The organism is Microbaculum marinisediminis (assembly GCF_025397915.1).
GTDB lineage: Bacteria > Pseudomonadota > Alphaproteobacteria > Rhizobiales > Tepidamorphaceae > Microbaculum > Microbaculum marinisediminis.
On record NZ_JALIDZ010000006.1, the window covers coordinates 331,004 to 349,310 of the forward strand.

Below are 18,307 nucleotides of genomic sequence, written 5' to 3' on the forward strand. Positions count from 1 at the left end.
ATACGCAGATCGGCCGCCATCACTAGCCGTCTTCCTGATACAGCAACACAGTCGTTCCGATGAGCATGGCCACCAGAGGTGGTGTCCACGCAGCAGCAATCGGCGTCACCGCACCGGCGGCGCCGAGATCCCCCACCAATTTTGAAACTACATAAAGCACGAAGCCGGCAACCACGCCACCGAGAATCATCCGTCCGATATTGCCGAACCTGAACACGCGAAGCGAGACGGTTGCGGCAATCAGCACCATTGCGCACAGGAGTAAAGGACGCGCTAAGAGCGTCTGATATTGCAATTGGTACTGAAGCGCCGGCAAACCGGCCTTTCTGGCCGTATCGATCTGTTTTGGGAGATCCCAGAACGAGATCGTGTCGGCGGATGCCAGCCGCTCGGACACCTGCGTTTTGTCCAGATAGGTGCTGAGCAGATAGGAGCGGTGGAACTGGGGCGGCAGGCCGGGCTGAATCAGCCAGCCGTTGTTCAATCGCCACCGCCCGTCCTCCAGAACGGCCGATTTCGCCTCGAATCGTTCACGAAAGGCGCCGTTCTTGTCGAAGATGATCGCGGTCACGCGGCGAAGCTTCCATCCGTTCGGCGAGGCGCTCCGTGCATGCAGCACGGATTGGCCGTCGACGCCGTCCTGGCGCAGCCAGATCGACCGTCCGCCCCAGCCGAGCGGGCCCGAATAGTCCCCGAACGATTCTTCGAACAGCGCCTCGTGTCGTGATTTCAGATTCGCGGCGAGCGGGTTGTAGAGCGTCGTCGCCGCGATGCCGAGAACCAGCGCGATGATCAGTGCCGGCGCGGTGAACTGCCACACCGACAGACCGGCGGCGCGGGCGACGACCAGCTCCAGGCTCTTGGTCAGCACGAGGAACGTCATCATCGCCGCGAACAGGACGGAGAAAGGCAGTACCAGCTCGGTCAGCGAGGGCAGGCGATAGAGCGAGAGCAGCAGCACGACGCCGATCCCGACGTCGTGATTGCCGGCCCGGCGCAGGTTCTCCACCGTGTCGACCAGGAAGATAAGCGCGATACAGGTGCCGAACACCGCGATGAGGTTCAAAAGGAACCGCTTCGACATATAGGTCGCGAGGGTCTTGTCGAAGATCATCGCGACGCCCCTTTGCCGGTGACGCCGCCGCGGCGCATCAGATCGGTCACCGCCTCGGAAATAGTGGCGAGCAGGCGCGAAGGCCTGAGAATATCGATGTCGATCTTCGGCAATGTGGGAAACGCGTCGGCGATAAGGGCCATCCTCTGCCCGTTGCCGAACGCCATCCACGCGGCGCCGACAATGCCGACAAGCGGCGTCACGTACATCGGAATCACCGCCCAGGCCTCGCGGGCGGCGAGGTTGGACGCGCTGAAGCCGATCGTGCGCAGGATGGCCATGGCGGCGATCGCCAGGACGATCGAGTTGCCGCGTCCGGTGCGGTTGGTGCGCGGATAGCCGAGTGTGGCCAGCGTGATGAAGACGAAGGCGAGCGGGTACAGGATGCTGGAGATCCGTTCATGGATCTCGGCCCGGAACTTGCCGGGAAACTTCTGGTAGTACTCGTCCTTAGGATCGGGGTTCAGCAATTCCGACATGCGCATTTCGCGTGGCCGGTACGTCACTTCGCCGCCGCCGACCGTCAGATTGGAGAGATCGAAGATATAGCGGTCGAAATTGATGACTGTGATCTCTTCCGGCTTGCCTTCCTGCTGATGCATGCTGCCGCGGTGCATCGTCAGGTAGGCGCGCTCGCCGGTGCGCACGATGCGGCCTTCCTCGGCGAGATAGGTCATCAGTTTTTTCCGGTCACGCTCGTCGTGAACCAGCAGGCCGACCAGCGTGCCATCGGGATTTCGGTCGCGAATATGGAAAGTCAGCCCGTTCTCGACGGTCGTGAACAGGCCTTCCTTGACGATATAGGTCAGCACGTCGGCACGGATCGAGGCGATCGTGTTACGCAGCGTCCGTGCGCTTTCCGGCATGACGTATAGGCTGATCACGCCGGTTAGGATCGTGACGATGAGGCCGAGGATCACGAAGGGCTTGAAGACGATCCAGGGTGACGTTCCGGCGGCATGGATGATGACCAGCTCGCTGTCGGCATTGATGCGGTTGAGGGCGTAGAGGCAGGCGATGAACAGCGCCACGGGCGCGATGACCATGATCAGCGCCGGCAGGGCAAGCATGGTCATATACAGGAACAGCCACAGGGTCTGTCCCTGCGTGGTCAGCAGGTCGATTTCCTTGAGCGCCTGCGTCACCCACACCACCCCGGTCAGCACCAGGAGTGCGATTACGAAGGCGCCCGCGACGATGCGAAATATGTAGCGGCCGACAAGGTTCATCCGCTTAAGCCTTACGCGCCTCCAACTCGCCGGCACCGCGCCGGCCCTGCATTCGCTAATCCGCCTTGATGGCGAGAATGCGCCGTTTTCTGGCCGCGCTCGCGCCCGGACGGCCCGGCCCTCTCGCGCCATCTAACCGGATGGTGTATTGGGAGACGCTGCGCCGATCAAGCAATTGTAACATCTTGAAATAGATTTGAACCAGTCGAGGTCCCATCTGCCATGTCAGACCTGCCGAAAGTGAGTTTCTCGAAGCTTTCCGAGCCCTCCAACGGCGTCGCCGTGCTGCTCGCCGGCGAAAAGGCCGCTCTCGGCCCTATTGGAAAGGCGCTCGACGACTCGTCGGGCGGCGCGCTCTCCAGGGCGGTGAAGACGGCTGAGTTCACCGGCAAGTCGAAGTCGTTTCTTGACGTCATCGCCCCCGCCAACCTGTCGCTCGACCGGGTGCTCGTCGTGGGAACCGGCGACGCGGCCAAACTCACGGATCTCGACTGGCAGAACCTGGGCGGGGCGATCTCCGCGCGGCTGGCCAACGGCGCGCAGACCGCGACCGTGGTGATGGAGCTCGCCGACGGAACATCGCCCGGCGAACAGGCCGCCGCGCTGCTCGGCGTCGGCGCCAAGCTCTCCGCCTACCGGTTCGACCGCTACAAGAAAAAAAAGAAGTCGGACGACGATAAGCCGAAGACCCCGCCGCGCAACGTCGTGGTGGCGACGGATGGTCACACCGCCGCCCGCAAGGCGTTCGCCCGGCTCGATGCGGTGAGCGACGGCACGCTACTCGCCCGCGATCTCGTCAACGAGCCCGCCAACGTGCTCAGCCCCGAGGAATTCGCCAAGAGGGCCAAGGCTCTGTCGTCGCTCGGCGTCGACGTGACGGTGCTCGACGAGAAGGAAATGCGCAGGCTCAAGATGAACGCGCTGCTCGCGGTCGGGCAGGGCAGCGCGCGGGAAAGCCGGCTCGTCGTCATGCGCTGGAACGGGCTCGGAAAGGCCTCGAAGAAGAAGCCCGTCGTCTTCGTCGGCAAGGGCGTCGTCTTCGACACCGGCGGCATCTCCATCAAGCCGGCGGCCGGCATGGAGGACATGAAGGGCGACATGGCGGGCGCGGCCTGCGTCGTCGGCCTCATGCACGCACTTGCCGCGCGCAAGGCAAAGGTCAACGCGGTCGGCGTCATCGGTCTCGTCGAGAACATGCCCGACGGCCTGGCGCAGCGTCCCGGCGATATCGTCACCTCGATGTCGGGCCAGACCATCGAGGTCATCAATACCGACGCCGAAGGCCGTCTCGTGCTCGCCGACGCGCTGACCTACGTGCAGAAGAAGTTCAAGCCGGGTTTCATTGTCGACCTTGCGACCCTGACCGGCGCCATCATCGTCGCGCTCGGCCACGAATATGCGGGCATGTTCGCCAACGACGACGACCTCGCCGCGCAACTCACGGCAGCCGGCGAGGCGACGGGCGAAAAGGTCTGGCGGATGCCGCTCGGGGCCGAGTACGACAAGATGATCGACTCCCGCTTCGCCGACATCAAGAACACCGGCGGCCGCTTCGCCGGCTCGATCACCGCGGCGCAGTTCCTCAAGCGCTTCGTCGACGACGAGACGCCGTGGGCGCATCTCGACATCGCCGGAACCGGCATGGCCTCGCCGAAGACCGACGTCAGCAAGACCTGGGCCTCCGGTTTCGGGGTCGGCCTGCTCGACCGGCTGGTGGCCGACAACTACGAGGGATAGCGGCGGCCGGCCCGGCCGCGGGACGCGAAGGCCATGACCGAGGTCCTGTTCTATCATCTCGAACGCCGCCCGCTCGAAGCGGTCCTGCCCGCGCTCCTGGAGAAATGCCTCGAGCGCGGCTGGAAAGCGGTGGTACAGGGCGGCTCGGCCGAGCGCCTCGACGCGATCGACGGGGTTTTGTGGACCTATCGCGAGGATTCCTTCCTTCCCCATGGAACGGTGGCCGACGGGGATCCGGTGTTTCAGCCGATCTATCTGACGACCGACACCGATAATCTGAACGACGCGACGGTTCGCTTCCTGGTCGACGGCGCCGAACCGCCGGATCTCGCCGGCTACCAGCGGGCGATCTTCATTTTCGACGGCCGTGACGAGGAGGCCGTCGCCCAGGCGCGCGTCCATTGGAAACAGGCCAGCGGCCAGGGGCACGACGTGACCTACTGGCAGCAGAACGATTCCGGCCGCTGGGAGCGCAAGGCGTGAGCGGGGCGGGCGGGCACGAAGACCGACTGGCCTGGTTCGACGAGCTCTATCGCCGTGCCGGCGACGATGCCGATGCCGTGCCCTGGTCCCGCGCAGGTCCGCACCCGGGGCTGGATCACTGGGCGAAATCAGCGATCGGCCGGGGCGCCGGCCATGCCGGCAGGGCGATCGACGTTGGTTGCGGGCTGGGCGACAACGCGGAGTTTCTAGCCAGCCTTGGCTATGACGTGACCGCCTTCGACCTGTCCGAAACCGCGATCGATTGGGCGAAACGCCGGTTTTCCGACACCGCCGTGTCTTATGCGGTCGCCGACCTGTTCGCGCTGCCGGTCGAGTGGCACGGGGCCTTCGATCTCGTCAGCGAAGTCTACACCCTGCAGGCGCTGCCCGCCGACCTTCGCCAGGGGGCGCTGCGGGCGATCGCCGGTCTGGTCGCGCCCGGCGGGCGCATCGTCGTCGTTTGCCTGGCCCGGGACGAGGACGAGCATGCCGACGGACCGCCCTGGCCGCTGGCGCGGTCGGAATTGTCGGGATTCGGCGACGCCGGATTGGCGCCGGTCACCTTCGAGGACGTGGTGCTCGGCGACAACCAACGGCGCCATTTCGTCGCCGTCTATGAGCGGGCAGAGCCGGAAACCTGAGCCTTTCGGTTCCGCACCGACGATCATGTCTAGCCCGTGGCGCCCTCGAGCGCGGCTCCGGCTTCCAGCCAGTCTTCTTCCGCCGCGGCGAGCGCTTCGACCGTGCGCGCCCGTTCGCGCGACAGGTCGGCCCCCTTGGCCGGATCTCTGGTGAACAGGTCCGGATCTGCGAGGCGGCCATCGAGATCGGCGATCTTCGATTGCAGCGTGGCCATCCGTTTCTCCGCGTCCTTCTGCCGGTTGCGCAGCGGCTGCAGTTCGGCGCGCTTCTGCGCCGCTGCCCGGCGCTGATCGCCGCGATTGGCGGTGATCGTGATCGTTTCGGCGGTCTCGGGTATGGAGTCGTCGCCGGACAGGACCCGCTTGCGATAGTCCTCCATGTCGCCGTCGAACGGCACGACGGTGCCGCCGGCGACCAGCCAGAGCCGGTCCACCGTCGTCTCGATCAGGTGCCGGTCGTGGCTGATGACGATGACCGCGCCTTCGTATTCGGCGAGCGCCTGCACCAGCGCCTCGCGTGCGTCGACGTCGAGATGGTTGGTGGGTTCGTCCAGAATCAGCAGGTGCGGACCGAAGAAGGTCGCCAGTCCGAGCAGAAGCCGCGCTTTCTCGCCGCCGGACAGCTTGCTCGCAGGAATGTCGGCCTTTTCGATGCCGAATCCGAGTTGTGCGGCCTTCGAGCGGACCTCGGCTTCCTTTGCGTCCGGCATCAGCCGGCGCACCTGTTCGGTCGGCGACAGGTCCGCGGAAAGTTCGTCAAGCTGATGTTGGGCGAAGAAGCCGACGGTGAGCCTGTCGGCGGCGTGCATCCGCCCGTCGCAGGACTGCAGGCGGCCGGACAGCAGCTTGGCCAAGGTGCTCTTGCCGTTTCCGTTCGATCCCAGCAACCCGATGCGGTCGTCGTGATCGAGCCGGAGGTTCAGATTCCGCAGGACCGGCTTGCCTCCGTAGCCCACCGCCGCGCTGTCGAGCTGGATGATGGGCGAGGCCAGCGGTTTCTCGGGCGAGGGGAAGTGGAACGGGCGAAATGTGCCGTCGACCAGCGCCTCGATCGGCTCCATCTTCGCCAGCGCCTTCAGGCGGCTCTGCGCCTGCCGCGCCTTCGAGGCCTTGTAGCGGAAGCGGTCTACGAAGGCCTGCATGTGCTTGCGTTGTTCGTCCTGCTTCTTGCGCGACTTTTCGGCGAGTGCCTGTTTCTCGCGCCGCTGCCGTTCGAACTGGTCGTAGGTGCCGCGATAGACGGTGAGTTTGCCCTGATCGAGGTGAACGATAGTGTCGACGGCCGTGTTGAGCAGATCGCGGTCATGGCTGATGACGATCATCGTGTGCGGATAGCGGGCGAGATAGCTCTCGAGCCAAAGCGTGCCTTCGAGATCGAGGTAGTTGGTCGGTTCGTCCAGCAGCAGCAGGTCGGGCTCGGTGAACAGCACCGCAGCAAGCGCCACCCGCATCCGCCAGCCGCCGGAAAAGGATTCCAGCGGGCGCTGCTGCGCGGCCTGGTCGAAGCCAAGACCCGATAGGATGCGGGCCGCCCGCGACTCCGCCGAATAGGCGTCGATCTCGCTCAGGCGCGCGTGGATTTCGCCGATCCGCGCTCCGTCCTGCGTCGAGTCCGCCTCCGCCATCAGGCGCGCGCGCTCGGTGTCGGCCGACAGCACGAAGTCGATCAGCGAGGTCGGGCCCGCCGGCGCTTCCTGTTCCACCGTGCCGATCCGCGCTTTCGCCGGGAACCCGACCGAGCCCGACTCCACGACGGCTTCGCCCTTGATAAGTCGGAACAGCGTCGTCTTGCCGGTGCCGTTGCGCCCGACCAGACCCGCCCGGGCGCCGGTGGGCAGGGTTACGGTGGCGCCGTTCAACAGCGTGCGGCCGGCGATGCGGTAGGTGAGGTCGGTGATCTGAAGCATGGCGCCTATTTGCAGGTTGCCGGGGCTCGCGGCAAGGCCCCGGGCCTCTCTCTTTTGGTCATTCTGCCGTTTGGTCCGCTCGTGCTAGCATTTCCGGCCGGCCCTGCGCGGGCCGGCGTTAGCGGGGAACCGAAAAGAGGGAGAGCGAACTATGTGCGTACCTGGCTGTCATGAAGCGGTAATGCATCAGTTGAGCCGTCGCGGTTTCTTCAAGGGGGTGGGAGCTGCCGCGCTGGCTGCGACTGCGGTGCCGGCGGCCGTGGCGCCGGCGCGGGCCGCCCCGACGAGCTTCTCCAAGGTCGTCGACCTGACCCATGCGCTGCCGGAAGACTTCCCGACCTTCTTTGGTCAGCCTCAGCTTGAGATCGAGAACGTCTACAAGTTCGACAAGGACGGCTTCAATCTGAACATCTGGCATCTCAACGAGCACACCGGCACCCACATGGACGCGCCGATCCATTTTTCCAAGGACGGCCAGACCGCCGATCAGGTGGAAGTCGAGAAGCTCGTCGTGCCGATCGTGGTCATCGACGTGAAGGCGAAGGCGGCGGAGGATCCGGACTATCGGTTGACGCCCGACGACATCGCCGCCTGGGAGAGCGCCAACGGCGATTTGCCGGACGGCTGCTGCGTCGCCATGAACTCCGGCTGGGACGCCCACGTGAAGAGCGACATGTTCCGCAACGCCGATGGCGACGGGGTCATGCACTTCCCCGGTTTCCACGCGGAGGCCGCGGACATGATGATCAAGGATCGCAACGTCATCGGCATGGCGGTCGATACGCTGTCGCTCGACCACGGCGCGTCGAAGGACTTCAAGACCCACTACACCTGGCTGCCATCCGGTCGCTGGGGCATGGAATGTATCGCCAATCTCGACGCGATACCCGCAACCGGCGCCACGCTTGTCGTGGGGTCACCGAAAATTGTAGGAGCGACGGGCGGCCCAAGTCGTCTGATCGCGCTGATTTGACGTACCGGGCCGGTGGAGCGGTTCCGCCGGCCCACTAATCTAATGGTTTTCGGCGGCGGGGCGCGCGTTGAACTCAAGGAGGCTTTCGCCATGCGGATTCTTGCGCTCGCACTGCTCGCCGTCGTCCTGGCTCTTCCAGGCACGGCATTCGCCGAGGGCCCGGGCAGCTTCGCCCGCTACAAGGGGTATTACGGCGGAGCGATACGTCTCGAAGCCAACTATGTGGCCCGCGACACTTGCCAGGCGGCGATCGATGCCCGTCGCGGCGCACCGCCCGGCCAGGCCGTCGCACCGCTGACGATCCCCGTCACCATCGTCATCGGCCCGAATCCGCGCGGCTGCGGCCAGAGCCGCCTCGTCCAGAGGGTTATGACGGTCGGCGGCCCGACCAGCACCGAGCTGATCCAGATCTTCTTCGTCAATCCGACCGGTCGCATTCTGAAAATAGAGAAAATCTCAATCTCGACATTTTAGTCTCGCAAAAGACCGAAATCAGGGCCCCGACGTCGCACCCGGGGCCCGAGTCGTGCGATAGTCGCGCTCGCCGAAACTGTGAGGGCTTATATGCCGTTTTCAAAAATGCCCGGGCTCCGGAGCCTGTTCGCCGCGACCGCGCTGGTCGCGATGTCGTCCGCATCCGCTATCGCGGGGCCGCCATTCTGGGGCGCGACCTACGCGACCAGCTACGGCGTCGACGCGCCGGACAGGTTTGGTGGTGGCCTGCCGGTTCATGTCTCGGCACGCCTGCCGGGCAATCTGGCCTGCTTGAGCCTCGTCAGCGCAAAGCTCAACGATCCGCCGCCCTATCCGCGTGTCACCGACTCGCTTCGCGCCGCGCGTGTGGACGTGGTGGTGGAGCAGTCGTCCTGTCCGCCCGACGGAAAGGCCAACTGGTTGAAGTTCGTCGTGCCGCACCCGGTCCAGGCCGATATCCTCAACCTCGTCTACATGACGCCGGACGGAAACGTGATCCACAGCGAAAAGGTGCACATTTCCCTGGGCACCGGCGGCAAGTACGCCAAGTAGAGCTGCTTCGGGTTCTACCCGGTTCCTCAGTCCAGACCGATCCCCGTTTCGCGCTGATACAGGATCAGATCGAGGGACGGGGCATCGCCTGCGAGTTGCGTCAGCAGGCAATGCATCTGGCCTCTGTGGTGGGTCTGGTGGTTGAAGAAATGCGTCAGCGCCGGCGATAGCGGCTGTTCGATATCGCTCGGGTTGGTGATGGTGCGATAGCGGAACCGGCCCGCGAGATCCGTTGCCGACAGGCCGCTGATATAGGCGCGGATCCGGTCGTCCTCCGCGCGCCGGGCCATGCGCAGTTCCTCGAAATCGTCGAACAGGACCGCGTCCAGCCGGGTCGGCGCGCCACCGGTCCTCGTGAACCGCCCCATCCAGATGCGGTCGCCCACGAGGATATGGTTCAGGGTGCGGTGGACGGACCCGAAGAAAGCCCCGTGCTCCTTGCGGTACAGATCGTCGGGCATCGCCGCGGCGGCGTCGTAGAGCCGCTCGTTGGCCCAGCCGTTATAGCCCGCCATCATCTCGAAATGCGATTTCACGGCCGCGCTTCCTCCCTATTAGGTAAGCAATGCTGTCATAAACTGACGTCGCGGTAAAGCGGGACCGGCACGGGATCCGGTGGCGGCGGGACGCGATCGTCGCGCCTTGCGAGGGCGCGGCGAGCCCGGTATAAGCCGCGCGACCGCCGGTATCCGGCATTTTCAACTTCAGCGAACCCACCATCAGCAAACGAGGTCGAGCCGACATGGCGATCGAGCGCACCCTTTCCATCATCAAGCCCGACGCGACGGCGCGGAACATCACCGGTAAGATCATCGACAAGCTGGAGAGCGCCGGCCTGCGGGTTGTCGCCCAGAAGCGCGCCAAGTGGTCGCAGGCCGATGCCGAGGCGTTCTACGCCGTCCACAAGGAGCGTCCGTTCTTCAACGATCTGGTTGCCTTCATGACCTCCGGTCCGATCGTCCTCCAGGTCCTGGAAGGCGAGGGTGCCGTTGCCAAGAACCGCGAAGTCATGGGCGCCACCAACCCGGCCGACGCCGCCGACGGCACGATCCGCAAGGACTTCGCCGAGAACATCGAGCGCAACTCGGTGCACGGCTCCGACAGCGTCGAGAACGCCGCCAACGAAATCGCCCAGTGCTTCAAGGCCGAGGAAATCGTCGGCTAGCGCGGGCCTTCGCTCGTCATTGCGAGAGGCCGGCCGTTTGGCCGGCCTTTTCTTTTGCCCGGCCGCCTATTACCGTTCCGCGTCCCCCGAGACCCGGTGAGAAGGAGGGGCGTCCGATGAACAAGCCACTCGATGTGCGGATCGGCCACTCCGCTTGTCCGCATGACTGCCCGTCGACCTGTGCCCTCGACGTCGAACTGATCGACGCGCGGACGATCGGCCGCGTCCGTGGCGCCCGCGACAACGACTACACCGCCGGCGTCGTCTGCGAGAAGGTTGCCCGCTACGCCGAACGCATTCATCATCCCGACCGGCTTCTGCATCCGCTGCGCCGCACGGGCGAGAAGGGCAGCGGCGCGTTCGAGCGCATCTCGTGGGACGACGCGCTCGACATCGTCGCCGAGAAATTCCTGGAAGCGGAACGGACGCACGGCGCGACGTCGGTCTGGCCCTATTACTACGCCGGCACGATGGGCCTCGTGCAGCGGGACGGCATTCACCGGCTGCGTCACGCCAAGGGCTACGCCGGCCAGTTCGACACGATCTGCACCAACATGGCCTGGACCGGTTTCATCGCCGGCACGGGCCTGCTCGCCGGGCCCGATCCGCGCGAGATGGCGAAGTCGGATTTCGTGGTGATCTGGGGCACGAACGCGGTCTCGACGCAGGTCAACGTCATGACCCACGCGACCAAGGCCCGCAAGACCCGCGGCGCCAAGATCGCCGTCGTCGACGTCTACATGAACGAGACGATGCGCCAGGCCGATCTCCCGCTGCTCCTGAAACCGGGGACCGACGGCGCGCTCGCCTGCGCGGTCATGCACGTCCTGTTCCGGGATGGCTATGCGGATTGGGACTATCTGGAGACATATACCGACCGGCCGCGCGATCTCGAGGCGCACCTGCAAAGCCGGACGCCGGACTGGGCGGCCGCGATCACCGGCATCCCCGCAGAGACGATCGAGGCCTTCGCCAAACTGATCGGGGAGACCAAGCGCACGTATCTGCGTCTCGGCTACGGTTTCTCGCGCAGCCGCAACGGCGCGGCCAACATGCACGCCGCTTCCTGCATCGCCGCGGTCACCGGCGCCTGGAAATACGAAGGCGGCGGCGCGTTCCACAACAACGGCGCCATCTACAAGCTCGACAAGTCGATGATCGAGGGCACCGACCTGCGCGATCCGACCATTCGCAAGCTCGACCAGTCGCGCATCGGCGCGATCCTGACCGGCGACGCCGACGCACTGCACGGTGGCCCGCCGGTCACCGCGATGCTGATCCAGAATACCAATCCCGTCTCGGTCGCGCCCGAACAGGAGCGCGTGAAACGCGGCTTTGGCCGCGACGACCTGTTCGTCTGCGTCCACGAGCAATTCATGACCGAGACGGCGAAGATGGCCGACGTCGTGCTGCCGGCGACGATGTTTCTGGAGCACGACGACATCTACAAGGGCGGTGGCCACCAGTATCTGATGCTCGGCCCGAAGCTGGTCGAGGCGCCGGGGGAGGCGCGCGAGAACCATATCGTCCATGTCGAGATCGCGCGTCGCGTCGGCGCGGAGCATCAAGGCTTCGCCATGAGCGCGCGGGAGCATATCGACTGGATGCTGAAGGCATCCGGCTATGGCACGCTTGCCGACCTGGAGGCCGATCGCTGGCGCGATATCCAGCCGGATTTCGAGACCGCCCACTACCTGAACGGCTTCGCCAATCCGGATGGCAAGTTCCGGTTCTCGCCCGACTGGACCCATATCGTTGCGCCCAATGACGGTCCGATGGGGCCGTGGCAGACGCTGCCCGAACTGCCCGATCATTGGACGGTGATCGAGGAAGCCGATTCCGAGCACCCGTTCCGGCTGGCGACCTCGCCGGCGCGCCGGTTTCTCAACTCCACGTTCAACGAGACGCCGACGTCGCGCGAGCGCGAAGGCCGGCCGGAAGTGATGATCCATCCCGAAGACGCCGCCGCCCTGGGCGTCGGGGACGGCGATCGGGTCCGTATCGGCAATCGCCGCGGCGAGGTTCGCCTTCATGCCCGCCTGTTCGACGGGGTGCGCCGCGGTGTGCTGATCTCCGAAGGGGTGTGGCCGAACGAGGCGTTCCCGGATGGCAAGGGCATCAACACCTTGACCGGAGCCGATCCGGTTGCGCCCTATGGCGGCGCGGCTTTCCACGACAACCATGTTTGGCTGCGCGGGGCAGGCTGGTAAGTTACCTGATCTACGGTGCGTTTTTTCAGACTGGGAGGCCGGATGATGCGGTTCGGTGCTGGGATTTTGCGTTTTGGATATTGTCTGACGGTGATCGGCGGTCTGCTGGTGGCGACCGGACATCAGGCGGTCGCGCTGAGCGATCCCGAGGTTCCGCCCGAAGAAGGCGCCCGCCTTGCCTTGATCGACTATTGCGTCCTGCAGGAAAGCGGCAAGCACGGCCAGTACGGCACCTACGTCAACACCTGCAAGTGCGCGACGAACCGCGTGCTCAAGGAAATGAACCAGGACGAAATGAAGGGCGTCGCAAAGTGGAAGAGGCCCACCTCGGCCGTCAAAAGCCGCTGGGAAAGCGCCTGGGAAGGCTGCAAGTAGAGCCGGTCAGCGCGGGGCGTCGGTTAGCGGCGGAACCGCGAGCGCGGGCTGCTCGGCTATGTCCCCGTCGACGATGACCCGTTCGTCGACAAGCCTTGCCCGCCCGGAGGCGATCAGTTCCAGCGCCAGCGGATAGATCCGGTGCTCGTATCTCAGGACGCGCGCGGCCAGCGTGTCCGCCGTGTCGCGGTTCGAGACGGGGACAGCGACCTGGGCGATGATCGGGCCGTTGTCCATTTCCGGACGGACGAAATGCACCGTGCAGCCGGTGATGCGCACGCCGGCCTGCAAGGCGCGTTCGTGCGTTTCGAGGCCCGGGAAGGCCGGCAGCAGGGACGGGTGGATGTTGATCACTTGGTCGCGCCAGCGCCCGACGAAATCCGCGCTCAGGATCCGCATGAAGCCGGCAAGGCAGATCAGGTCGACTTCGGCATCTTCCAGCGCTTCAGTCGCGGCGTCCTCGAACGCCTGGCGGCTGCCTTTACCCCGGAAATCGATCACCTTCGTGGCGATGCCTGCAGCGGCAGCGGTTTCCAGTCCCTTGGCGTCGGGCTTGTTCGAGATGACGAGGACGATCTCGGCGGGGAAGTCGGACCTGCGGCACGCCTCGATCAGCGCGGCCATGTTGCTGCCGCGCCCGGAAATCAGAACTGCAACCCGCATCCGTTCGCTCACCGGGAAAGGCTCCCGGCATAGCGGACCGCGGGTCCGTCGCCGGCGGCGAGGCGACCGAGCCGCCAGACCGTCTCGCCGAGGTCGCGCAGTAGGGTCTCCACCGCCTCGGCCTTGCCGTTCTCAACCACGACCACCATGCCGACGCCGCAGTTGAAGGTACGCAGCATCTCGGCTTCCTCGATCGAGGCCGTTTCGGCAAGCCAACGGAATACCGGTGGCAACGCGAAACTCTCCAGTTCGATTTCGGCGACGAGCGTTTCCGGAAGCACGCGCGGCAGGTTCTCGGTCAGTCCGCCGCCGGTGATGTGCGCGAGCGCCTTGACCGCTCCGGTCTCGCGGATCGCCTGAAGTACCTGGCGGACATAGATGTGGGTCGGCGCCAGCAGGGCGGCGCCCAATGCGTTGTCCGTGGCGAACGGCGCGGGATCGGACCATGCCAGCCCGGCATCGGCGACGATCTTGCGAACCAGCGAGAAGCCGTTCGAATGAACCCCGGAGGAGGCCAGCGCCAGCAGCACGTCGCCGTCCGCGACATCGCCGCGCGGCAGCAGCTGGTCGCGTTCCACCGCGCCGACCGAGAAGCCGGCGAGGTCGTAATCGCCCTTGGCGTAGAGACCGGGCATCTCCGCCGTTTCGCCGCCGATCAGCGCGCAGCCCGCCTGCCGGCAGCCTTCGGCGATGCCCTTGACGATGCCGTAGCCGACATCGGGTTCGAGCTTGCCCGCGGCGTAATAGTCGAGGAAGAACAGGGGCTCGGCGCCCTGCACGACGAGATCGTTGACGCACATGGCGACGAGATCGATCCCGACCGTGTCGTGGATGCCGGTCTCGACGGCGATCTTGACCTTGGTGCCGACCCCGTCATTGGCGGCGACCAGCAGTGGATCGCTGAAACCGGCCGCTTTCAGATCGAAAAGGCCGCCGAATCCGCCGATTTCCGCGTCGGCACCGGCGCGAACCGTCGACTTCACCAGCGGCTTGATGGCGTCGACGAACGCATTGCCGCGCCCGATATCGACCCCGGCATCGGCATAGCTGACGCCGCCTCCGGCCTTTGCATCCTGTCCGCTCAATCGGACCTCCTTCGCGTTTGCGCCATACAAACAAACCCGATGGGAAAGGCAAGCGTGCGGTGCCCTGTGTCAACAGCCCGTTGCGCGCTTGCATGCGGTGCGTGAATAGGCCGGACTGTGATCATGGGAGTACGCGGCGATTCGAAAGCGACGGGCCTGGCCTGGCTGGCGCTGCTGGCCGGGCTGCTTTGGGCCGTCCCCGCTATCGCGATCGATTTCGCCGATCGGTTCGATCCCTATGTGGTCGACGACATTGCCGTTTCCGCCGTCGCTTCCGATGCGGTAGCCGCCAAGGCAGCGGCGCTCGACGACGCGCTCGTGATGTCGGGCATGCACGTCCTGCGCCGGGTCGCAGCGAGCGGAACCCCGCCGGAAATATCGCCGGAAACAGCCGAACAGCTGTTGTCGAGTTACGAGAATGCCAGCGAACAGGTCGGCACGACCGGTTATTCGGCCACCTACAAGATGGTCTATTCGCCAATGCTGGTACGTGGCTTCCTCGCCAGACGCGGCATCGCGGTCGTCGACCGACCGGCGCCGACTGTTCTGCTGATCCCGATCGTTGTCGAAGACGGTGAGGAGCGCTGGTGGGACGACGCGGCGGACTGGGCCGGCGCCCTCGGCGCACTCGACATGGAGGAGCGCCTGACGCCGGTCCGTCTTCCGGGCAATACCGTCGAGGACAAGGCAGCGCGCCGCGATCGCCTGCTTGAAGGCGATTTCCTGACGCTCGGCCAGTTCCGCGTGCGCTATCACACGCATTCGGCCGTGATCGTCCGGCTCGATCGCGCCTCGGACGGCGAGGGAATGCTCTTGAGCCTGAGCGGCGAGGACGCGGCCGGCCCGATCAACGTCACGGCGGAGGTTCTATCGGGCGGACTGGACGCCGCCGCCGTCCGGGTCGGCAACATCCTGGCCGAACGCTGGAAAGACGTCGCCATGGGCTCGGGCACCATCGGGCTCGCACTCGGCAGCAGTCTTCCCGTGCGCGCCCTGCTGACGGGCGGCCCGGAGGACTGGGAGGTCTTGAAAAGTCGCCTCGAGGCGAGCGGCGCGGTGAACGGGCTCGCGGTCGAGAGTATCGGCGGCAGCGACGCCAACATCGTGATCTGGTTCACCGGAAGGTCTGCCGATCTGCCGCAACGTCTGGCCCGGGAGGGGCTCGATCTGTTCGAGGCCGGCGGGACCTGGCTTCTGCAAGCCTATTGAAGCGCGCTATTGAGCTTTGTCGTCGCGTCGCTTAACTGCACCAGGATGAAACGCCGGGCCCGACCTCTGAGGCTCAGGGCGTTTACCGAATCCATCGTCCCGGTGCCGACTTGAGCCTTCCGAATTTCATCACGATCTGCCGGCTGTTGCTCGTCCCGGCCGTGGTGTATCTGATCGTCACCGGGCAGCCGCTGGTCGCGTTCTGGCTGTTCGTCGTCGCCGGCATCTCGGATGCGGTCGACGGCTTCATTGCCAAGCGGTTCAAGGCCGAGACCGAGCTCGGCGCCTATCTCGACCCGCTCGCCGACAAGGCCCTTCTCGTCTCGATCTACGTTTCGCTCGGCATTTTCGGCGAGATGCCGATCTGGCTGGTCTTCCTGGTCGTGAGCCGCGACGTGTTCATCATCGTCGCCGTCATGCTGTCGTGGATGCTGGCGCGTCCGGTCGCCATGGCGCCATTGATGATCAGCAAGGCCAACACCGCCGGGCAGATCCTGCTGGCGGCCGTCGTGCTTGCCGATCTGGGGTTCGGATTGCATATGCGCGATCTTCGCGAGTGGCTGGTGTTGCTGGTCGCGGGGCTTACCGTATTGTCGGCTGCGGCCTATCTCGTCGAATGGCTGCGCCATATGGCGATGGGCGAGGGGCCGGGCACGCCCGACAAACCGTGAGGCAGGGGGCCTGACATGACCTTCCAGAAGCAGGCGTTGTTCTGGACCGCCGGGCTGGCGGCATTCATCCTCGCGCTCTATGTGCTGAGCCCGGTGCTGTTGCCTTTCGTCGCCGGCATGGCGCTCGCCTATGCGCTGGATCCGCTGGCCGACCGGCTGGAGAAACTGGGCCTCAGCCGCCTGGTCGCGACGGTCGTGATTCTCGTGGTGTTCGCGCTCGTCTTCCTGGTCGTGCTGATTGCCCTGGTTCCGGTTCTTTCTCATCAAGTCGCTCAGTTCGCCGAGCGGTTGCCGGACTACGCGCACAAGCTGCAGCAGGTGTTCCGGGATGTCAGCCAGAGCTGGCTGCAGATGAGCTGGGTGCGTGATCTGTTGGGCATGAACGGACCCGAGGGGGCCTCGCCGATCTCCAACTCCGGCATCGTCGGTCAGGTGGCGGGTTGGTTCGGCCAGCTGCTTCAGTCGCTGCTCTCCGGCGGTCTGGCGCTCGTCAATCTGGTTGCACTGCTGACCGTGACGCCCGTCGTTGCCTTCTATCTGCTCAACGACTGGGACCGGATGATCGCCCGGATCGATAGCTGGCTACCGCGCGACCACGCCGAGACCATCCGGTCGCTGGCCCGGCAGATCGACGAAGCCCTTGCCGGATTCGTCCGCGGCCAGGGCCTCGTCTGCCTGACGCTCGGCATCTTCTACGCGGCCGGGCTGTCGCTCGTCGGGTTGAATTTCGGTCTCCTGATCGGGCTCGGGGCGGGCCTGATCAGCTTCATTCCCTATGTCGGCTCTATCGCCGGGTTCCTGGTCTCGATCGGCGTCGCCTCGGTCCAGTTCTGGCCCGACTGGCTCATGATCGCCGCCGTCGCCGTGGTGTTCTTCGTCGGACAGTTTCTCGAAGGCAATGTCCTGCAGCCGAAGCTGGTCGGCGGCCATGTCGGGCTGCACCCGGTCTGGCTCATGTTCGCCCTGTTCGCCTTCGGCTATCTGTTCGGCTTCGTCGGTATGCTGATCGCCGTGCCCCTTGCTGCCGCCGTGGGCGTGCTGGCCCGTTTCGGGCTCCGGCAATATCTCGATAGCCGCTTTTACACCGGATCGGACAGCGACGCGCCTCGATCATGACTGCCGGCCGTCAACTCGCTCTGGACCTGCCGCATCGCGAAGCGCTCGGCCGGGAAGACTTCCTGGTGTCGGACTCGAACGCCGCCGCCGTGGCCGCGATCGATTCCTGGCCGGATTGGCCGCATTCGGGCCTTGTTCTGGTCGGGCCGGAAGGAAGCGGAAAGAGCCATCTGGTCTCCGTCTGGCGGCAGCTGTCGGGCGCGCGAACCCTGTCGGTCCGTGACGTGGCGGGCGATCCGCAGGCACTGATGGCCGGCGCGGGGGCGGTGATCATCGAGGATTGCGGTCCGGGGCTGGACGAGACCGCGATGTTCCACCTCTTCAATGCCGTCGAACGATCGGGGGCGGACATACTTCTGACCGCGCGAACCGAGCCGCGCGCGTGGGGGATCGGCCTGTCCGACCTGATGTCCCGGCTGAGCCGGTTGCCGGTCGTCCGGCTTGAGGCGCCCGACGACTCGCTGCTGCTGGCGGTGATGATGAAGCAGTTCGCCGACCGGCAGCTAAGCGTCGACGTATCGGTGTTGCGCTACCTGGCGCCGCGTGTGGAACGGAGCTTTGCCGCGGTCCGCGACATCGTTGCCCGGCTCGACCGGGCGGCGATCGAGGAAAAGCGCCCCGTGACCCGGGCGCTCGCAGCGCGTATTCTGAACGAGGACGAGGGGGAGACGGGCTGATCGGGTCATCAATGAATGTTCACAAA

General features: G+C 65.4%; 19 protein-coding genes. 13 read left to right on the forward strand and 6 right to left on the reverse strand.

What is annotated here, in order from left to right; all coding sequences use genetic code 11:
- Window positions 1-22: 22 nt before the first annotated feature.
- Window positions 23-1,114 carry an LPS export ABC transporter permease LptG gene (gene lptG / locus MUB46_RS15270; RefSeq protein WP_261616798.1) on the reverse strand — a complete coding sequence of 364 codons (1,092 nt, stop codon included), beginning with the start codon at window positions 1,112-1,114 and terminating at the stop codon, window positions 23-25.
- The gene (lptF, locus tag MUB46_RS15275) at window positions 1,111-2,343 is read right to left on the reverse strand and encodes an LPS export ABC transporter permease LptF (RefSeq protein WP_261616799.1); all 1,233 of its coding nucleotides are present in this window, start codon (window positions 2,341-2,343) and stop codon (window positions 1,111-1,113) included. Before lptF ends, lptG begins: the two co-directional genes overlap by 4 nt.
- A 222-nt stretch (window positions 2,344-2,565) precedes the next feature.
- On the opposite strand from lptF, the gene MUB46_RS15280 reads away from it, so the two are divergent.
- The 3 genes from MUB46_RS15280 to MUB46_RS15290 are packed head-to-tail and all read left to right on the forward strand — an operon-like array spanning window position 2,566 to window position 5,204.
- Window positions 2,566-4,080 carry a leucyl aminopeptidase gene (locus MUB46_RS15280; protein ID WP_261616800.1) on the forward strand — a complete coding sequence of 505 codons (1,515 nt, stop codon included), beginning with the start codon at window positions 2,566-2,568 and terminating at the stop codon, window positions 4,078-4,080.
- 33 nt (window positions 4,081-4,113) lie between these two features.
- On the forward strand, window positions 4,114-4,563 hold the full coding sequence (locus MUB46_RS15285) for a DNA polymerase III subunit chi (protein WP_261616801.1): 450 nt from the start codon (window positions 4,114-4,116) through the stop codon (window positions 4,561-4,563).
- Window positions 4,560-5,204, forward strand: a complete 645-nt coding sequence (locus tag MUB46_RS15290; protein ID WP_261616802.1) for a class I SAM-dependent methyltransferase — start codon at window positions 4,560-4,562, stop codon at window positions 5,202-5,204. The genes MUB46_RS15285 and MUB46_RS15290 overlap by 4 nt, the downstream gene beginning before the upstream one ends.
- A gap of 29 nt (window positions 5,205-5,233) precedes the next feature.
- On the opposite strand, the gene MUB46_RS15295 is transcribed toward MUB46_RS15290, so the two are convergent.
- Window positions 5,234-7,111 (reverse strand): ABC-F family ATP-binding cassette domain-containing protein, encoded by a 1,878-nt coding sequence (locus MUB46_RS15295; protein ID WP_261616803.1) that lies wholly within the window; start codon window positions 7,109-7,111, stop codon window positions 5,234-5,236.
- Window positions 7,112-7,262: 151 nt separating this feature from the next.
- On the opposite strand from MUB46_RS15295, the gene MUB46_RS15300 reads away from it, so the two are divergent.
- The 3 genes from MUB46_RS15300 to MUB46_RS15310 all read left to right on the forward strand — a co-directional run bounded on the left by MUB46_RS15300 (window position 7,263) and on the right by MUB46_RS15310 (window position 9,110).
- A complete protein-coding gene (locus MUB46_RS15300) occupies window positions 7,263-8,084 on the forward strand; it encodes a cyclase family protein (protein WP_425256271.1) in 822 nt (273 codons plus the stop codon).
- Window positions 8,085-8,174: 90 nt separating this feature from the next.
- A complete protein-coding gene (locus MUB46_RS15305; protein WP_261616805.1) occupies window positions 8,175-8,558 on the forward strand; it encodes a hypothetical protein in 384 nt (127 codons plus the stop codon).
- 90 nt (window positions 8,559-8,648) lie between these two features.
- On the forward strand, window positions 8,649-9,110 hold the full coding sequence (locus MUB46_RS15310) for a hypothetical protein (protein ID WP_261616806.1): 462 nt from the start codon (window positions 8,649-8,651) through the stop codon (window positions 9,108-9,110).
- Between the two features lie 26 nt (window positions 9,111-9,136).
- Here MUB46_RS15310 and MUB46_RS15315 read toward each other — a convergent pair whose 3' ends face one another.
- The gene (locus MUB46_RS15315; protein WP_261616807.1) at window positions 9,137-9,646 is read right to left on the reverse strand and encodes a DinB family protein; all 510 of its coding nucleotides are present in this window, start codon (window positions 9,644-9,646) and stop codon (window positions 9,137-9,139) included.
- A 206-nt stretch (window positions 9,647-9,852) separates the two neighbouring features.
- Here MUB46_RS15315 and ndk point away from each other — a divergent pair, with 206 nt between their 5' ends.
- From ndk to MUB46_RS15330, 3 genes are all read left to right on the forward strand, one after another.
- Window positions 9,853-10,275, forward strand: a complete 423-nt coding sequence (ndk, locus tag MUB46_RS15320) for a nucleoside-diphosphate kinase (protein WP_261616808.1) — start codon at window positions 9,853-9,855, stop codon at window positions 10,273-10,275.
- A 116-nt stretch (window positions 10,276-10,391) separates the two neighbouring features.
- Window positions 10,392-12,485, forward strand: a complete 2,094-nt coding sequence (locus tag MUB46_RS15325) for a molybdopterin-containing oxidoreductase family protein (protein ID WP_261616809.1) — start codon at window positions 10,392-10,394, stop codon at window positions 12,483-12,485.
- Window positions 12,486-12,575: 90 nt separating this feature from the next.
- The gene (locus MUB46_RS15330; RefSeq protein WP_261616810.1) at window positions 12,576-12,860 is read left to right on the forward strand and encodes a hypothetical protein; all 285 of its coding nucleotides are present in this window, start codon (window positions 12,576-12,578) and stop codon (window positions 12,858-12,860) included.
- Between the two features lie 6 nt (window positions 12,861-12,866).
- Here the strand turns inward: MUB46_RS15330 and purN are convergent, their stop codons facing one another.
- Entirely contained in the window at window positions 12,867-13,535 is a 669-nt protein-coding gene (gene purN / locus MUB46_RS15335) for a phosphoribosylglycinamide formyltransferase (protein ID WP_261616811.1), read from the reverse strand.
- Window positions 13,532-14,608, reverse strand: a complete 1,077-nt coding sequence (gene purM / locus MUB46_RS15340; RefSeq protein WP_261616812.1) for a phosphoribosylformylglycinamidine cyclo-ligase — start codon at window positions 14,606-14,608, stop codon at window positions 13,532-13,534. Before purM ends, purN begins: the two co-directional genes overlap by 4 nt.
- Before the next feature lie 123 nt (window positions 14,609-14,731).
- Between purM and MUB46_RS15345 the strand changes: the two genes are divergently transcribed.
- The 4 genes from MUB46_RS15345 to MUB46_RS15360 all read left to right on the forward strand — a co-directional run bounded on the left by MUB46_RS15345 (window position 14,732) and on the right by MUB46_RS15360 (window position 18,281).
- Window positions 14,732-15,817 carry a DUF2066 domain-containing protein gene (locus MUB46_RS15345; protein WP_261616813.1) on the forward strand — a complete coding sequence of 362 codons (1,086 nt, stop codon included), beginning with the start codon at window positions 14,732-14,734 and terminating at the stop codon, window positions 15,815-15,817.
- A 110-nt stretch (window positions 15,818-15,927) separates the two neighbouring features.
- Complete coding sequence (locus tag MUB46_RS15350; RefSeq protein WP_261616814.1) at window positions 15,928-16,488, forward strand: CDP-alcohol phosphatidyltransferase family protein; 561 nt, start codon at window positions 15,928-15,930, stop codon at window positions 16,486-16,488.
- Window positions 16,489-16,503: 15 nt separating this feature from the next.
- Window positions 16,504-17,604 (forward strand): AI-2E family transporter, encoded by a 1,101-nt coding sequence (locus MUB46_RS15355; RefSeq protein ID WP_261616815.1) that lies wholly within the window; start codon window positions 16,504-16,506, stop codon window positions 17,602-17,604.
- A complete protein-coding gene (locus MUB46_RS15360; RefSeq protein WP_261616816.1) occupies window positions 17,601-18,281 on the forward strand; it encodes an HdaA/DnaA family protein in 681 nt (226 codons plus the stop codon). The genes MUB46_RS15355 and MUB46_RS15360 overlap by 4 nt, the downstream gene beginning before the upstream one ends.
- Window positions 18,282-18,307 lie beyond the last annotated feature (26 nt).

What these genes read in the sequence shown, in the direction of transcription:
- MUB46_RS15300 (WP_425256271.1), top strand. Translation starts at nt 7,263, where the DNA reads ATGTGCGTACCTGGCTGTCATGAAGCGGTAATGCATCAGTTGAGCCGT.
- MUB46_RS15280 (WP_261616800.1), top strand. Translation starts at nt 2,566, where the DNA reads ATGTCAGACCTGCCGAAAGTGAGTTTCTCGAAGCTTTCCGAGCCCTCC.
- MUB46_RS15295 (WP_261616803.1), bottom strand. Translation starts at nt 7,111, where the DNA reads ATGCTTCAGATCACCGACCTCACCTACCGCATCGCCGGCCGCACGCTG.
- lptF (WP_261616799.1), bottom strand. Translation starts at nt 2,343, where the DNA reads ATGAACCTTGTCGGCCGCTACATATTTCGCATCGTCGCGGGCGCCTTC.
- MUB46_RS15355 (WP_261616815.1), top strand. Translation starts at nt 16,504, where the DNA reads ATGACCTTCCAGAAGCAGGCGTTGTTCTGGACCGCCGGGCTGGCGGCA.
- MUB46_RS15305 (WP_261616805.1), top strand. Translation starts at nt 8,175, where the DNA reads ATGCGGATTCTTGCGCTCGCACTGCTCGCCGTCGTCCTGGCTCTTCCA.
- MUB46_RS15325 (WP_261616809.1), top strand. Translation starts at nt 10,392, where the DNA reads ATGAACAAGCCACTCGATGTGCGGATCGGCCACTCCGCTTGTCCGCAT.
- MUB46_RS15360 (WP_261616816.1), top strand. Translation starts at nt 17,601, where the DNA reads ATGACTGCCGGCCGTCAACTCGCTCTGGACCTGCCGCATCGCGAAGCG.
- ndk (WP_261616808.1), top strand. Translation starts at nt 9,853, where the DNA reads ATGGCGATCGAGCGCACCCTTTCCATCATCAAGCCCGACGCGACGGCG.
- MUB46_RS15345 (WP_261616813.1), top strand. Translation starts at nt 14,732, where the DNA reads ATGGGAGTACGCGGCGATTCGAAAGCGACGGGCCTGGCCTGGCTGGCG.
- MUB46_RS15310 (WP_261616806.1), top strand. Translation starts at nt 8,649, where the DNA reads ATGCCGTTTTCAAAAATGCCCGGGCTCCGGAGCCTGTTCGCCGCGACC.
- MUB46_RS15285 (WP_261616801.1), top strand. Translation starts at nt 4,114, where the DNA reads ATGACCGAGGTCCTGTTCTATCATCTCGAACGCCGCCCGCTCGAAGCG.
- lptG (WP_261616798.1), bottom strand. Translation starts at nt 1,114, where the DNA reads ATGATCTTCGACAAGACCCTCGCGACCTATATGTCGAAGCGGTTCCTT.